The sequence below is a fragment of the Pseudomaricurvus hydrocarbonicus genome (genome assembly GCF_011602365.1).
Taxonomy (GTDB): Bacteria; Pseudomonadota; Gammaproteobacteria; order Pseudomonadales; family Cellvibrionaceae; genus Pseudomaricurvus; species Pseudomaricurvus hydrocarbonicus.
This window is the reverse complement of record NZ_JAAONZ010000001.1, coordinates 484,199-499,182: the sequence shown is the minus strand read 5'-3', so window position 1 is coordinate 499,182 and position 14,984 is coordinate 484,199. Positions and strand designations below refer to the sequence as shown.

At 54.7% G+C, this 14,984-nt stretch carries 15 protein-coding genes and 1 pseudogene; 3 read left to right on the top strand and 13 right to left on the bottom strand.

Annotation, left to right across the window (positions count from 1 at the left end; all coding sequences use genetic code 11):
• Positions 1–19: 19 nt before the first annotated feature.
• The 4 genes and pseudogenes from G8770_RS02085 to G8770_RS02075 all read right to left on the bottom strand — a co-directional run bounded on the left by G8770_RS02085 (position 20) and on the right by G8770_RS02075 (position 3,221).
• The gene (locus G8770_RS02085) at positions 20–304 is read right to left on the bottom strand and encodes a hypothetical protein (protein ID WP_167181237.1); all 285 of its coding nucleotides are present in this window, start codon (positions 302–304) and stop codon (positions 20–22) included.
• A 119-nt stretch (positions 305–423) separates the two neighbouring features.
• Positions 424–759, bottom strand: a complete 336-nt coding sequence (locus G8770_RS24310; RefSeq protein ID WP_279537080.1) for a glutaredoxin — start codon at positions 757–759, stop codon at positions 424–426.
• A gap of 123 nt (positions 760–882) precedes the next feature.
• Positions 883–1,908: pseudogene (cysK, locus tag G8770_RS02080) on the bottom strand (cysteine synthase A); the annotation flags it as partial.
• Between the two features lie 242 nt (positions 1,909–2,150).
• The gene (locus G8770_RS02075; RefSeq protein WP_167181233.1) at positions 2,151–3,221 is read right to left on the bottom strand and encodes a zinc-binding metallopeptidase family protein; all 1,071 of its coding nucleotides are present in this window, start codon (positions 3,219–3,221) and stop codon (positions 2,151–2,153) included.
• Positions 3,222–3,681: 460 nt separating this feature from the next.
• On the opposite strand from G8770_RS02075, the gene G8770_RS02070 reads away from it, so the two are divergent.
• The gene (locus G8770_RS02070) at positions 3,682–5,151 is read left to right on the top strand and encodes a carbon starvation CstA family protein (RefSeq protein WP_167181231.1); all 1,470 of its coding nucleotides are present in this window, start codon (positions 3,682–3,684) and stop codon (positions 5,149–5,151) included.
• A 115-nt stretch (positions 5,152–5,266) separates the two neighbouring features.
• On the opposite strand, the gene G8770_RS02065 is transcribed toward G8770_RS02070, so the two are convergent.
• From G8770_RS02065 to gatC, 9 genes are all read right to left on the bottom strand, one after another.
• Complete coding sequence (locus G8770_RS02065; protein ID WP_167181229.1) at positions 5,267–6,424, bottom strand: AI-2E family transporter; 1,158 nt, start codon at positions 6,422–6,424, stop codon at positions 5,267–5,269.
• A gap of 35 nt (positions 6,425–6,459) precedes the next feature.
• Complete coding sequence (locus tag G8770_RS02060) at positions 6,460–6,729, bottom strand: hypothetical protein (RefSeq protein ID WP_167181228.1); 270 nt, start codon at positions 6,727–6,729, stop codon at positions 6,460–6,462.
• A complete protein-coding gene (locus G8770_RS02055) occupies positions 6,704–7,189 on the bottom strand; it encodes a hypothetical protein (RefSeq protein ID WP_167181227.1) in 486 nt (161 codons plus the stop codon). The genes G8770_RS02060 and G8770_RS02055 overlap by 26 nt, the downstream gene beginning before the upstream one ends.
• Positions 7,190–7,200: 11 nt before the next feature.
• Positions 7,201–7,497 carry a glycine zipper domain-containing protein gene (locus G8770_RS02050; protein WP_167181225.1) on the bottom strand — a complete coding sequence of 99 codons (297 nt, stop codon included), beginning with the start codon at positions 7,495–7,497 and terminating at the stop codon, positions 7,201–7,203.
• 224 nt (positions 7,498–7,721) lie between these two features.
• On the bottom strand, positions 7,722–8,480 hold the full coding sequence (cysZ, locus tag G8770_RS02045) for a sulfate transporter CysZ (protein ID WP_167181223.1): 759 nt from the start codon (positions 8,478–8,480) through the stop codon (positions 7,722–7,724).
• Between the two features lie 137 nt (positions 8,481–8,617).
• Complete coding sequence (locus G8770_RS02040; RefSeq protein ID WP_167181221.1) at positions 8,618–8,914, bottom strand: PA4642 family protein; 297 nt, start codon at positions 8,912–8,914, stop codon at positions 8,618–8,620.
• A 265-nt stretch (positions 8,915–9,179) separates the two neighbouring features.
• Positions 9,180–10,631 carry an Asp-tRNA(Asn)/Glu-tRNA(Gln) amidotransferase subunit GatB gene (gene gatB / locus G8770_RS02035; RefSeq protein ID WP_167181219.1) on the bottom strand — a complete coding sequence of 484 codons (1,452 nt, stop codon included), beginning with the start codon at positions 10,629–10,631 and terminating at the stop codon, positions 9,180–9,182.
• Between the two features lie 73 nt (positions 10,632–10,704).
• Positions 10,705–12,159 carry an Asp-tRNA(Asn)/Glu-tRNA(Gln) amidotransferase subunit GatA gene (gene gatA, locus G8770_RS02030; RefSeq protein WP_167181217.1) on the bottom strand — a complete coding sequence of 485 codons (1,455 nt, stop codon included), beginning with the start codon at positions 12,157–12,159 and terminating at the stop codon, positions 10,705–10,707.
• 123 nt (positions 12,160–12,282) lie between these two features.
• The gene (gatC, locus tag G8770_RS24015; protein ID WP_167181215.1) at positions 12,283–12,564 is read right to left on the bottom strand and encodes an Asp-tRNA(Asn)/Glu-tRNA(Gln) amidotransferase subunit GatC; all 282 of its coding nucleotides are present in this window, start codon (positions 12,562–12,564) and stop codon (positions 12,283–12,285) included.
• Positions 12,565–12,925: 361 nt separating this feature from the next.
• Here gatC and G8770_RS02020 point away from each other — a divergent pair, with 361 nt between their 5' ends.
• Both G8770_RS02020 and mreC read left to right on the top strand, forming a co-directional pair.
• A complete protein-coding gene (locus G8770_RS02020) occupies positions 12,926–13,960 on the top strand; it encodes a rod shape-determining protein (RefSeq protein WP_167181213.1) in 1,035 nt (344 codons plus the stop codon).
• A gap of 131 nt (positions 13,961–14,091) precedes the next feature.
• Positions 14,092–14,982 (top strand): rod shape-determining protein MreC, encoded by an 891-nt coding sequence (gene mreC / locus G8770_RS02015; protein ID WP_279537079.1) that lies wholly within the window; start codon positions 14,092–14,094, stop codon positions 14,980–14,982.
• Positions 14,983–14,984: the final 2 nt, after the last annotated feature.

Here is a 14,984-nt window from a genome sequence, read left to right as displayed (position 1 = left end):
AATGCTACTGCTGGCGCTTTTATTGTTGTACGCACGATGTCAGTAGGACCAGCTGTTCGGGTGGGCTGGACACTGCTGCACAACCATCCAGCGCCATCGCTCTTTCACTGGTGTTCACATAGAGCCCTATCTTGTCATGGATGACTTGCTTATTCCCATCCATGTCTGTGACGTTGGCAGAATAGCTGACGTCATCGGCGTGTACCTCACTATCAACCACGTTAACGCTGGCGATGCGGACGTCTTTGCCTGATTCCATATAGTATTGAAGGTTCTTGGGGGCATCGTAATAAAATAATGTCACAGACCCTGATGGGCGATATCCCGTGAGGGATTGGAGTCGACCGCTGGACGCTCTGCCGGAGTTATTTGAGAGGGCGTATTTTTGGGGGGTGGGGGCACGATTTAACACAATACTGGGGGTTATCTCGGGTGTAACCAACCGGGCAATAGTGTGTAGGGGTCAGAATCTATTTCGGTATTACAGGGGATGCTGTTTTGTTCCAGTTTGCGCAAAAAACTGCGATCTTTCAGCCCATCAAACAGGTCAGTACAGCCGCCTATAAATTCACCTTGTAAAAAAATCTGGGGAAAGGTATTCCAGCCGGTGATACTGCGCAAGGCCCCTCTCATTTTGGTGCCCATGTTGTCCTGTTGGTAGGTGACGGTGTCCAGGTCGGCGAAGTGACAGGGAACGCCATAGAGTTTCAACACTTTGCGCACGGACCAACAGAATTCACACCACTCCAGGCCAAACATGACCAGCGGGGTGTCAGCATTGTGAATCAGTGAGGTGACGGCCGCCATGGCCGCTTCGTCCAGCACCGGTGTTTCGGCGTCGGCGGGCGCTGCGCTGCCGGGCTGATCAAAGCGGTAGCCTGCCGTGGATTGGGATATGGCGATTTCCTCGTCATCCATGTCCTCATGAATGTCGTCAAACAGGGGCGTGCTCAGATAGCGTTCGCCCGTATCGGGCAACATGCACAGTATATTGGCGCCTGCGGGTGCCTGTTCGGCGACCTTGAGGGCGCCGGCAAAGGTGGCGCCAGCACTGATGCCGACAAAAATACCTTCCTTTTGTGCGAGATCTTTTGCGCACTGTAATGAAAAACTGCCATTGATGGGTAAGGTTTCATCATAACTGTGCCGGTCGATGGCTTGTTGTACCAACAGAGGTATGAAATCTGGTGACCAGCCTTGCATCAGGTGGGGCCGGAAGTCCGGGTGGCTGGCGCTGGGGGTGCCGTCCGGGTTGGTCGGCTGCGGAACTTTTCCGCCAATGATTTGTGAGTTGTCCGGTTCACAAATGATGATGCGGGTGTTTGGGCTTTTTTCGCGCAGTACCCGAGAGACACCATTAAACGTACCGCCGGTACCAAATCCACTGACCCAGTAGTCCAATGGACGGTCTTTGAAGGCGTCCAGGATTTCCACCGCCGTGGTCGTGGCATGAATCTCGGCATTGGCCGGATTTTCAAATTGTTTGGGCTGCCACCAGCCGTGTTTTTGAGCCAGCTCTTCGGCTTTTTTTACCATGCCTGAGCCTTTTTCTGACGCCGGGGTCAACACCAGTTTTGCCCCCAGAAAACGAATCATTTTACGCCGTTCCAGACTGAAATTCTCTGCCATGGTAATGACCAGCGGATACCCTTTTTGGGCACAGACCATCGCCAGGCCAATACCCGTGTTGCCGCTGGTGGCTTCGACTATCGTTTGGCCCGGTTTTAATTCACCTTTGCGTTCAGCATCTTCAATAACGCCCAAAGCGAGTCGATCTTTCACTGACCCCATGGGGTTAAAGGCTTCAATTTTGACGAATAAATTGACCTGTTTGGGGCCCAGATGATTGATTTTAACGACCGGAGTATTGCCGATGGTCTCCAAAATAGAGTTGTAGATTCTGGCCATGTGCGGTGCTCCATTTGATCGCATTGACTGCAGCTATTTACGATTGATGGACGATGTTCGTCGCTTCTTATATACAGCATAGCTTACGGCGAAAGGGGGGACAGAAAAGGACACCTTCGGTGTGGGATGCAAGCGCAGTGTGGCTGCTAATAGGAAGGGTTTCCCGTTTGCAAAGCCAGGGTCGAGGGGCCGGAGCTTGGTGCGATTGCCAGTTTGTGGTGTTGACGCCGGAGCGCATCGGTTTATGTCGGGTGGAGTAACCGGTGAATGTAAATAAGCTTTTCCTTAACCGTCTCGGTCAGGATAAAAGGGTACAGGTCTTGCAGTCCCATGCTGCGGTTGAGGCTGTTGAGGGTCAAACTCAATGTGGCTGCAGTATTCAGCAGCGGGCGCATGTCGTTTTCCAGGTAGGGGTCTGTAGTGACTGCGCAGCTTAAAGCGGCTTGATGTTCCGCTTTGGGGGGGCGGGTGGCCAGGCCGACGCAGTATGCGGTTTCCAGAATGTCCATGATGTGCAGGTAGTGTGCCCAGGTTTCTGCCCAGTCTTCCCAGGGGTGAGATGATGCATAAGCGCTGATGAAATGTTGTCGCCAATTGGGCGTGGGCCCCTGGCGGTAATGGGTGCTCAACGCTTCAGAATAATTGCGTTGTTCATCGCCAAACAGGGCGCGGAAGGCCTGCAGCTTCTGGTTGTCCGGCGCGATCAGAAGATCCCAGTAATAGTGGCCGATTTCGTGACGCAGGTGGCCCAGCAAGGTGCGGTAGCGTTCGTTCATGGCCACTCGGTTGCCTTCCCGCTTGGCGGGATCCGCTTCATCCAGCGTCACGGTAATTTGCCCCTGGCTGTGTCCGGTCATCCCCGCTGCGCCGGCAGGCAGTTGCTTCTTGGGGTCAATAAAATCGAAGGCGATCCCCTTTTGTGGGCGACGGATTTTGCTGTGAATCGGCAGCTTGAGTCTGAGCAAGCTGTAGACTAGCCGGTGTTTGGCAAATTCCAGTTCCCGCCAGCCTTCGTGATCTTCTTCGTTGCTCAAATTTGGGATATAGCGATTGAGCTCACAGGCAAGGCATAAGCCAGTTTCGGACGGCACCTGGATGAGCCAATTGCAGGTGTTGTGTTGATGGTTGTCACAATACCGCCACGTCACTGGCGCGCCGGATTGTGCAGAGGTGTAGGAGGCTTCCTGTTGGGGATCGAATGCGTGCATCCGCATTTCCTCGGGAATGAACCCCAGTAACGCCCGACAGCTTTCACACACGGTGTTTTCGAAGAACACAATATGGCGGCAAAGATTGCAGTGGAAGATTTTCAATAGCTATACCTGAGTTAAGTGGACCCCATAGGAGTTTTTGGCCGGACTCCGACTGCTCGCTGTATCTCTAAAAACGTCCAGCTACCATGATAAGGTTATATCACGGTGATCTGTGCGTGCGTTTCTCGCCTTGTTAGCCATCATTGCTCATGCGGCGTGCAGGGCGAGGGTAATGCGCTCCTTTGCCATGTAATCAGCAAAGCGGGTGCAGGTAAAGCGATACCGAGCGGTTAGATGACCTTAATCGGGAACTTTATCGCCACGAAGTGGTTTGCCAGTATATCCAGTTGCGGGTGTTCCTGGGGTTTCCTGGGAGAAACAATCGAGCCAAGTTTCGGATGCAGCTGGCCTTTTCGCAAAAAATCCATTCGACCTTGGTATAAGGCGCCCTTGCTTGACCTCATCTGGAAAGTCATTGAAACTCGCGCCCTGATTTTTTCCGTCATGAGCGAGTCGCCACATGTTGATTTTCTTTGTTTGTATCGGGTTGTTATTGCTCGCTTATAAATTCTACAGTCCCTTCGTTGAACGGCAAGCAGGCATTAATCCTGACGCGAAAACGCCGCTGGCCAGATTCGAAGATGGCGTCGATTATGTCCCGATTCATCCCGTTAAAGCCTTTTTGATCCAATTCTTAAACATCGCGGGAGTGGGGCCTATTTTTGGTCCGATTCTGGGCGCCTTGTACGGTCCCGTCGCGTTGGTGTGGATTGTCGTGGGTAACATTGTTGGTGGTGCGGTTCACGATTATTTCTCCGGCGTTTTAAGCATTAAAGAAGACGGTAAGAGTCTGCCCGAGATCGCCGGCCATTATTTTAATGTGTATTTTAAAGGCCTGATGTTGCTGTTTACGGCCATGCTGTTGTTTTTTGTGGGTGTGGTGTTCACCATGAGCCCAGCCGGGTTGTTGAGCAACCTGGATTATTTTGAAGGCACATTTTTGAGTAACAACGTGTTCTGGATCTTCGTCATCCTGGGGTATTACTGCCTGGCCACGTTGTTGCCGATCGACAAGATCATCACCAAACTGTATCCGCTGTTTGGCTTGTTAATGGTGGTGATGACGGTATCTCTGGCTGTCGCCTTGTTGATTCACGCGCCAAACTTACCGGAAATGGGCAATGTCCTGAGTTACTTTGACCACAGTCATTACAACAACGTCCTGCTTGAACCCAATCCGGATGGGCTGCCGGTCTGGCCACTGTTGTTTGTCACGATTACCTGTGGCGCCATCAGTGGTTTTCATTCAACCCAAGCTCCGATCATGGCGCGTTGTCTGACCAACGAGAAATACGTGCGTCCGATTTATTATGGCGCTATGGTGTCCGAAGGGCTGGTTGCCTGTGTGTGGGCCACCGCCGGTATTGCGGCATTTCCCGGGGGCTATGATGAGCTAAAAAGTATTCTGGATCAGGGTGGCCCTGGGTTGGTCGTCAACCAGGTAACGTCAACCTATCTGGGTGCCATCGGGGGCATCATGGCGATTATTGCCGTCGCTATTTTCCCAATTACCTCCGGTGATACGGCGTTTCGTTCCCTGCGTCTGACCATCATTGATGCGTTTAATATCCATCAGAGCCTCCGCAATCGTTTATTGGTGGCACTGCCTATATTGGTCATTGCTTACTTTATGACGAAAATCGATTTTTCCCTCATCTGGCGGTATTTTGCGTTTTCAAACATGTTGTTGTCGACCAGTGTGTTGTGGCTGGCCACCAAGTACCTGCTGGATCGCGGAGCGTTCCACTGGATTGTCAGTTTGCCTGCCGTGATCGGGACCTGTGTCACGGTGTCGTATATTGCGACGGCGGGCATCGGCCTTGGTTTGCCCCAGCCGTTAAGCCAGCCTTTGGGGCTTGGTGTAGGAATTGTGGCGTTGGTGTTACTGGTTGTTGTGAATAACAAGTACAAACCTGCCGTGAGAGCCTAGTCATTTGGCAGGGATTGAGTTTATGGGCGGTCAAGCCTGGACATTGACGTCCAGGCTGCACAAGGCGCTTGCCTGGCAGCCCTGACAGTCATCACTGGCGCCGTGTACTCAGGTCTCAGGCGCGTGTCTGGATCAGTGCCAGCCAGGGCGTCAACAGGTTCAGGTGATCCGCCGCCAGTTTCAGGCACACCAGTAACGGAACGGCCAATAACACGCCAATCGCTCCCCACAACCATCCCCACAGAATCAGCCAGATGATCAGGATCAGTGGATTCAGGCGCATATGCTTACCCAGAACCATGGGAGTGACAAATTGCGCTTCCAATAAGTTGATCCCAAAATACACCGCGGCCGGCAGTATTGCGTTGAGAATTGGGCCGTATTGCGACGCCCCGGCAATGCTCAGAATACAGACGCTGATGAGGGGGCCCACATAGGGGGCATAATTCAGCAGCCCGACCAAAGCGCCCCACAACAGGGGGTCTTCCATTCCCATCAGCCACAAGACGAGCGTGGTTACCAGCCCCAGCCCGAAATTGATCAAGCTTACGGTGATGATGTAGCGGGATAGCTCTTGCTGAATCTTGCCTACAAGCAAGATAGTTCGTCGCTTGTCTTTCACCTTGGGCAGAATATCGATGACAGTGGCGTATAAGTTGGGTCCAAAGATGAGCAGGAACAGCACTAAAATGACGAAGGTCAGAAATTGGGCGATGACGATGGGGGTCGCGCTGAGCACAGAAATCATGACCTCCATACCCCCCTGCATAACCCGCTTCGACAGGGTGTTTTCATCTTTCGGTGGTGCCGGAGCTTCTTCGCTGCTGAAAAAACTGAAGAAGCCTGATTTCTTTGGCGCCGGCGTGGCTTGAGAGGTCACCGAGTCCTCAATGGAATTGAGCTCCCTGGCCATCTGAGCTGACAGTTCAGGCAGGCTGGCGGCCCATTTTTGAGCCGGTTCTGCCAGCTCAATACCCAGCCAGGTGAAGGGGCCGCCAATGGCGGTCAGCAAGATCATGGCCGATACCGTGCGCGGGATATGAAACCGTTTGAACAGTCTTACCAGTGGGCTCAACAGTAACGCAAACAGCAGGGCGACGACGATGGGCACCAGCAGGGATTTGGCGAAATAGAGTGTGTACATCACCGCGAGGCCCAGCAGACAATAGAGGGCGCCTGCCCGCTGAAGTGGGCCGCTGGAGCTTGGCGACGGGCGTCCCGGCGTTGGCGTGCGGTCTGTGTCGTGTAGTGAGGCTTCGGTCGGTTTGGTCATAGGGGGAGTATCGGGAGAGGTGTATTCGCGTGCGGTCAACCCTCGGAACCGGCCATCCACTGACCGATGCCGGCCAGCATCAAGGGCTGTAGCTTATACCCCATAGCGCCAACCGTGTAGGCCTTTCGCCACCCCAGTGAGCCGGTCACCGCGCCTGCTACCAGGCCGACGGCCAGCAACCAAAGTGGGTGGATCTGACTCAGGGCCCGGCGGGATTCCTGGCTGCGCTGTTGAAAGGGGGCGAGTTGAGCCGTTAAGCGCTGATTAAGGGTCTGGATATCACGGCTCAGGTGTTTGCGTTTCATTGTGTTGCATGCCTCCCATGAAAGCCTGCAGGTGTTGTCGGGTTAACGGCAGTTTGAGGCTGCGCTTGTAGCGCTGCCAGAGCAGCCGTATAGAGACTAATGCCGCGCCATGCAGCAACACGAAAGCCAGCAGCCCGCAGGTTACCGAGCCGCTGTAATCGATCACCAGCCAGGTCATCAAAGCGGCAAAGCCCAGCCAGAGTAACATCATCATGGGCAGGGCCAACAGGGCCAGCAGCAGCATGCGGCGAGCGTCCCCAAGCGCCAGTTGGACTTCTAACCGGAACAGCTCGGCTATGTCAGAACCGGCCGTGACGGCTTGCGAGAGCCAGTCTGACCAGATGTCGAGGGGCTCGGGCTGCGGCGGTTGTCGGTGTTCCTGCCCGGGTGGGCGCTCAGTTGATTGCGGCGGGCTCTGTTCATGACGGTGGTCGGTCACTGACGATTTTGTTTCTGCCATTGACGCTATTGTCATTTACGAGAAAAGAGTTGGGCCAGGATGAACCCTGCCGCAAACGCAATGCCGAGTGAGGCCAGCGGCTTGTCGCGGATGTAGGTGTCTGCCTGTGCACTCAGCTCGCCGGCTTTCTCACGCCCCTTCAGTAATTGGTCGGCAGCATCGTGTTTCAGGTCCATGCCGGCCGCTTCGGCGGCTTTGCGAAAATGACTTTTGGCCTCCATGAGCTTGTCATAGGCTTCCATGACCGATTCTTTACTGGCGGCTAGCTCGTCTTGTTTGTCGGTTGATTTTGCGTTTGCAGTAGCCATACAGACTCTCCCAAGGTGAGTATCAGTGTGTTTTGACTAAAATCCTTCAAGTAGCCACAGACTAGTTGAAGCAGTGAACATTTCCAAGTGCCAGCAACACTTATTGCACAGCTTGTCCTCACTCGGTCAGGACTATATTCCATACTCCGCTAAAGAGCGTCCATGTTAAATCATTGGCGCGGCGGCCAACCCGGGCTTGTGGTCTGAGACACGTTGGAGGCGGGCTAGGGGCGGGTCACTCTGCCGGGCGCTTGCGAGTCCAGCTCATCGATCCAGAACAGGGTGCCACCGACCACGGCAATGGGCATGATGAAGATGTTTGCCAGCGGAATCATGGTGCCCAGCATGATCAAACTGCCGAGGCTGAAGCTGGAATATTTATGTCCCCAGAGGCGATTGCGCGTTTCCGAAAAGGTGAGTTGGTTGTTGTCAGCCGGGTAGTCAACGTATTGTATGGCCATGCTCCATGCTCCCCACAAAAAGCCAATTACCGGTGCAACGACATTCACCAGCGGGATAAAGGACAGCAACAGCATCAGGATAAGAATGGCCAGACCGCGAACGATAAAGTACCAAAGCTTGATCAATTCTCGCCCCAGTGTTCGGGGGATCATGTGTCCTAGCGATTCCGGCGCCGGGCCTTTACCTCGCACCAGTATTTCGGTCTTTTCGGCCAGTATGCCGTAAAACGGTGCCGCAATAATGTTGGTGATCATGCTGAAACTGTAGCCGTAAACGATCAGGATCAAACCGGCAAAAATCAGCCACAAAATCCAGGCGAGAAAATCCAGCCAACCAGGCAGGCTGCCCAGTAACCAGCTCATGGCGACACCAAACTGTTGAATCAACAGTGAGGTGGCGGCCACAAACAACACCAGGTTGATGAGTAACGGTACCAACACGAAGATCCTGAGCTTTGGCGTTACCATCAATTGCGCAGCGCGTGTCAGGTAGGTCATGCCATTGATCGGGTGGTTGGTCATGGCGATCAGGCTCCCAAATGCCCTGTTTGGCGTAACTCAGTTAAGTGGTTGAGAAAAATCAGCTGCTTGAGCATAAACTTTCATCCAACTGGCGCTCACAGGGCTTGTATCCCTTGCCCGTCCCGCCAGCGGAGGAGTTACTGTGCGCCGGCTTTTTTCAGGACTTCGGCGTATTCATCGCCCAGGCGGTGAGCACTGACGATCTGGAACAGCGTCTGGCCCGCTTCATTGGTGGCATTGATGTCGCGTCCGTCTTCTTGAAAAAATTTAACGAAGGTTTCAAAGTTTTCAACATTCATCCCCCGATAGGCTTTCTCCAGCATGTGGAAATCGGCATTCATGTCGCCGTAAGGCTGAATGTCTAAAAAGGTTTTGATACGCGCGTCATCGAAAACTTCGCCGAGAACTTTTTGTTTGTCTTTCTTAAGTGCCATGGGAATACCTATTCGTAATTTGTGTGGTTCGTAATTTGTGCCGTGAGTTAAGTGCAAAGCACAATCTGGTTTGGGTGGGGCTTGGCCCGGTATTTGGGGCCGAAGCCGGAGTTGCACACACGGCGTTGAGTTGCCCGGTTCATGCGCCCGGCACCTCTCGCCCTGTGTGATCTCCTGCTTCCAACGCCCTACAATTGGCCCAACCCCTTAAAGCGGTGTCGAGTTAAACTGTGTCCGGTTACGCCGGATCCATTCAAACCGTGCGTTACAGCTTTGAGTTCAGCTTTTTCGCCAGAATTTGATTCACCAGTCCCGGGTTTGCCTGACCTTTGGTTGCTTTCATAATGGGCCCCATAAATCCGCCCATCTTTTTCTTGCGCTTGTCGGGCTCAGAGGCGAGCCAGTCATCGAGCATGGCCTGGTTGGCAGCAATGACGTCGTCGACGATTTTTTCCAGCTCGCCGGTGTCCGACATTTGCTTGAGGCCCTTGGCTTCAATGATGGTGTCGGCATCACCTTCACCTTGCCACATGGCTTCGAAAACCTGTTTGGCGATTTTGTTGGAAATGGTGTTGTCCTTGATGCGCGCAATCAGGCCGCCCAGCATCTCGGCGTTCACCGGGCTGCTGGTGATGCGTTTTTCTTCTGCATTGAGGTGCGCAGACACTTCTCCCATCACCCAGTTGGCGGCCAGCTTGGCATCGCCGCATGTCTGCGTGGTGGTTTCAAAGAAGTGCGAAGTGGCCGCGTCGGCGGCAAGCATGCCGGCGTCGTAATCGGACAGCTTGTACTTCTCCACGAAACGCTGCTGACGGGCGTCGGGCAGTTCGGGCAGTTGCTGGCGCACGGCTTCAATGAAGTCATCGTCAATGTCAACCGGCAGCAGGTCCGGGCAGGGGAAGTAACGGTAATCGTTGGCTTCCTCTTTGCTGCGCATGGAACGGGCCACTTTGGTGTCGCCGTTGTAGAGACGGGTTTCCTGAATCACACGGCCGCCGTCTTCGATCAGGTCAATCTGGCGTTCCACTTCCAGGGCGATACAGTCTTCCATAAACTTAAACGAGTTGAGGTTCTTGGTCTCGGTGCGGGTGCCGAATTCTTCAGCTCCTTTAGGGCGCACGGAGATGTTGACGTCAAAACGCATGGAGCCCTGAGACATTTCGCCGTCGCAGATGCCCAGCGACGTCACAATGGAATGCAGCTTGCGGGCGAAGGCCACAGCTTCTTCAGCGCTGCGCATGTCCGGCTCGGAGACAATCTCAATCAGCGGTGTACCGGCACGGTTGAGGTCGATGCCAGACATGCCGTGAAAGTCCTCGTGCAGGGATTTACCCGCGTCTTCTTCCAGGTGGGCGTGGTGGATGCGGATCGACTTGGTGCGACCGTCAGCCAGTTGAATCTCAACGTGGCCGGGGCCAACAATGGGGCTCTCCAGCTGTGTGGTCTGGTAACCTTTGGGCAAGTCGGGGTAGAAGTAGTTCTTGCGCTCAAACACCGAGCGCTTGCCGATGTCCGCCTCAATGGCGAGGCCGAACATGACCGCGTAGCGGAACGCCTGCTCGTTGGGGACTGGCAGGGTTCCTGGCATGGCCAGGTCAATGGCGCACGCCTGAGTGTTGGGCTCAGCGCCAAAAGCGGTGCTGGCGCCGGAAAAAATCTTCGACGTCGTGGCCAGTTGCACGTGCACTTCCAGGCCAATAACTGTTTCCCATTCCATAATCTGATGCTCTTATCTGTAATCGTCAGAGGTCGGATGAACCGTCTTGGTCGGGTTCATCCGGGGTCTGAGCTCAATCAATATCCGGTGCGGTTTGTTGGTGGTGATCGGTGACCTGCTGGAACTGGTGAGCGGCGTTCAACAACTTGCCTTCGGCAAAGAAGTTGCCGATCAGTTGCAGGCCCACGGGCTTGCCATCCACCAGACCGCAAGGGATGGACATGCCCGGTAAGCCTGCCAGGTTAGTGGCGATGGTGTAGATATCTTCCAGATACATGGCCACCGGGTCCGAGCTTTTGGCGCCAAATTCAAACGCCGGTGAGGTGGCGGTTGGTCCCATCACCACATCCACGTCGTTAAACGCGTCCACAAAGTCCTGCTTGATTAAGCGGCGGACTTGCTGAGCTTTGCGATAGTAGGCGTCGTAATAGCCGGCGGACAGAGCGTAGGAACCCACCAGGATACGGCGTTTCACTTCTTCGCCGAAGCCTTCGCCGCGGGATCGTTTGTAGAGGTCGTTGAGGTCTTTCGGATCCTCGCAACGGTAGCCATAGCGCACACCGTCGAAACGCGACAGGTTGGCGGAGCATTCCGCCGGTGCGATCACATAGTAGGCCGGAACGGACAGGTCCGTGTGGGGCAGGCTGATTTCTTTTACCTCGGCGCCCAGTTTTTCAAACTCCTGGATGGCGGCTTGCACGCGCTCGGCGGTTTGCGGGTCCAGACCTTCGCCAAAATACTCTTTCGGCACGCCAATGCGCAGGCCTTGCAGGCTGTCGTTCAGCGTGGCGGTGTAATCTTCCAGAGGCTGATCGACACAGGTGGAATCCTTGTCGTCGAAGCTGGCCATGGTGTTGAGCATGATGGCCGCGTCTTCGGCAGTGCGGGTAATGGGGCCGCCCTGGTCCAGACTGGAAGCAAACGCGATCATGCCCCAGCGCGATACACGGCCGTAGGTAGGCTTCAGACCAGTCAGGCCACACAGGCTGGCAGGCTGGCGAATCGAGCCACCAGTGTCCGTAGCGGTGGCTGCAGGGGCCAGGTGAGCGGCAACGGCGGCCGCAGAGCCACCGGAGGAGCCGCCGGGCACGCAGTTGGTGTTCCAGGGGTTTTTGACCGGACCGTAAAAGCTGCTTTCATTGGAGGAGCCCATGGCAAATTCATCCATGTTGACCTTGCCCAGCATCACGGCGCCGGCGTTGCGGTAGTTTTCCACCACGGTGGCGTCATAGGGGGGGATGAAGTTATCCAGCATTTTGGAACCACAGCTGGTGCGAATGCCGTTGGTGCAAAAAATGTCTTTGTGCGCAATGGGGACGCCGCAGAGTGCCGGGGCGTCGCCTGTGGCCAAACGTTCATCGGCGGCCTTGGCCTGCGCCAGAGCAATATCTTCGGTGACAGTGATATAACTGTTATAGCGACTGTCCAGACGGGCAATTCGGTCCAGATAGTGGCGCGTCAGCTCGACACTGGAAAATTCCTGGTTGCGCAAGCCGTGAATCAGCTCGGCAATGGTTAAATTGTGCATGGGTGGGTCCTGGGTTTAGAAATCTCAATGATCCGGCGTTTAATCTATCCGATACTTACAGTACAAGGCTGCCTTACAGGGGTAATTCCCTGTGCGGTGCATCACATCTAGTCCAATGACTTTCTAGTCGATGACTTTCGGCACCAGAAACAGTCCTTGCTCGGCCGCAGGGGCCAGGGCCTGGAACTCCTCCCGGCGATTGGTCTCTGTGACCACATCGGCCCTCAGGCGCTGGGTGGCGTCCAGGGGGTGGGCCATAGGCGCTATACCGTCGGTATCGGCAGCCTGAAGCTGATCTACGAGAGCCAGTACGTCAGTAATGCTTTTGGCGACTTCATCGACGGTTGTTTCTGCGATTTCGATGCGCGCCAGTTCAGCCAGCTTAGCTATGTCTGAACGATCCACTTTTATCTCCGAAATAAGGGCTTGTACCCATTGAGTGAAACGGCGCTTGGGGCCGGTTTTCCTCTTGAAAGGGGTATTCCGCGGGCTTTTGTGATTGAGGGCGCTAAAGTTACCATATTTGCGCCTTGCTCTAAATCCCTGCCGTTGATAGAGTTCGTTCATTTAAGGGGCTCTGTCGCTTTTTTTCCTCAACGCACTTATCATATCGCCGGTTTTTTGACCTGGCGGGAACTTGTGCCTGTTGTTTTCGAGGGAACTAATTAAAGCTCATTGAGTCTAGTTTCGGCTGGTTTCAGTGCTGGAAAGCCCTATCTCACCTTCCATATTAAGCAAGATCACTTAAAAAGGTTTAACCAAGTAAATGTTAAAGCGCCTGCGCGGAGTTTTCTCCAACGATTTATCCATCGATCTGGGTACAGCGAATACCCTAATCTACGTTCGTGAACGCGGCATTGTGCTTGATGAGCCCTCTGTTGTGGCCATTCGTCAACATAACGGTCAGAAACTGGTTGAAGCGGTTGGTGTGGAAGCCAAGCGCATGCTGGGTCGTACCCCTGGCAATATCACCGCCATCCGCCCGCTGAAAGACGGGGTGATTGCGGATTTTCAGGTGACAGAAAAGATGCTTCAGCACTTTATCAAAAAAGTGCATGAAAACAGTTGGTTTCAGCCGAGCCCCAGGGTCTTGGTGTGTGTGCCGTGTTTATCCACTGAAGTGGAAAAGCGAGCCATCCGCGAGTCAGCACTGGGGGCGGGTGCCCGCGAAGTGCGCCTGATTGAAGAGCCCATGGCGGCGGCTATTGGTGCCGGTCTGCGGGTTGAAGAGGCGACGGGGTCGATGGTGGTTGATATCGGCGGCGGCACCACGGAAATTGCCATTATCTCGTTGAATGGTGTGGTTTACTCAGACTCGGTTCGTATCGGCGGTGACCGCTTCGATGAAGCGATTGTCAACTACGTGCGCCGCAACTACGGCAGTGTCATCGGTGATGCCACTGCGGAGCGCATCAAGCAGGAAATTGGCTGTGCTTATGCCGGCAGTGAACTGCGTGAAATCGATGTCCGTGGTCGCAACCTGGCGGAAGGCGTGCCGCGCAGTTTTACCTTGAACAGTGACGAAATTCTGGAAGCCATGCAGGAGCCGCTGGCCGGCATTGTCCAGTCCGTGAAGAGCGCCCTGGAGCAGTCTCCTCCAGAGCTGGCCTCGGATATCGCAGAAACCGGTATTGTGCTGACAGGCGGTGGTGCCTTACTGCGTGATATTGATCGCCTGATTGCTGAAGAAACCGGATTACCAGTGATTGTGGCGGAAGACCCCTTAACCTGTGTGGCTCGTGGTGGTGGTCGCGCAATGGAGTTGATGGACCGGCGCAGCATCGATCTACTGTCCAGTTAAGTTAATACCCAACCAATACCTCAGTCTTCTGCCCGGTTTGCCCTTGCTGGTGTAGGTCAGAAGAAGACCGGGTAGGAGCAAGCACCATCAAACCACTGTTTTCGCAAGGACCTTCAGCGGCCTCCCGGGTGATGGGCTTGGGGGCGCTCGCCCTGATTCTTATTTTCCTCAATGTGTATACCGACGCCCTCGACCCGGTTCGGTCGAGGCTGGCCTCTCTGGCCACGCCCTTTTATTGGATCGCTGATACGCCGCGCTCCATACTGGAATGGGGACAGGAAACCGTCCGTACTCGCGAACAGCTCGAAGAAGAAAATGAGCTGATGAAAGCCGAGTTATTGATCCACAAGCGAAAACTGCAGCAAATGGCGTCGCTGTCTGCTGAAAATGTCCGCCTGCGCCAACTGCTTAATTCCGCCGATATGGTCAGAGACCGGGTGCTGGTGGCCGAGTTGATCGGCGTCTCTCCAGACCCTTTGACGCATCGGGTCATTATCAACAAGGGGCGCAAGCACGGTGTCTATTTGGGTCAACCGTTGCTGGATGCGCAGGGGTTGATGGGACAAGTCGTTGAGGTGAATGACTTTGCCTCACAGGTGCTGCTGATTACGGATACCACGCACGCCCTGCCGGTACAGATCAACCGTAACGGCGTGCGGGCCGTGGCGGAGGGCACCGGTGATTTGTATCAGTTAAAATTGCGCCATTTGGCCAATACCGTCGATATTGAGGAAGGTGATCTGCTGGTCAGCTCCGGTCTCGGGCAGCGTTTTCCGGTGGGTTATCCCGTCGCCACAGTGACGTCCGTCATCCATGACCCCGGGCAGCCGTTTGCCCGGGTAGAAGCGTTGCCAGAAGCGCAATTGAACCGCAGCCGGCATGTGTTGCTGGTGTTCAGCGGCGAAGGTGGCCGTGTCACGGCAGATTCTTTGAAAGACCCGATTGACGATAATTCCGCCGCTGATAAGTCTTCGCAGTCGCAAGCGGACGATGGCCGCCGCTCCTCGGCAACGGGCGAGTAACC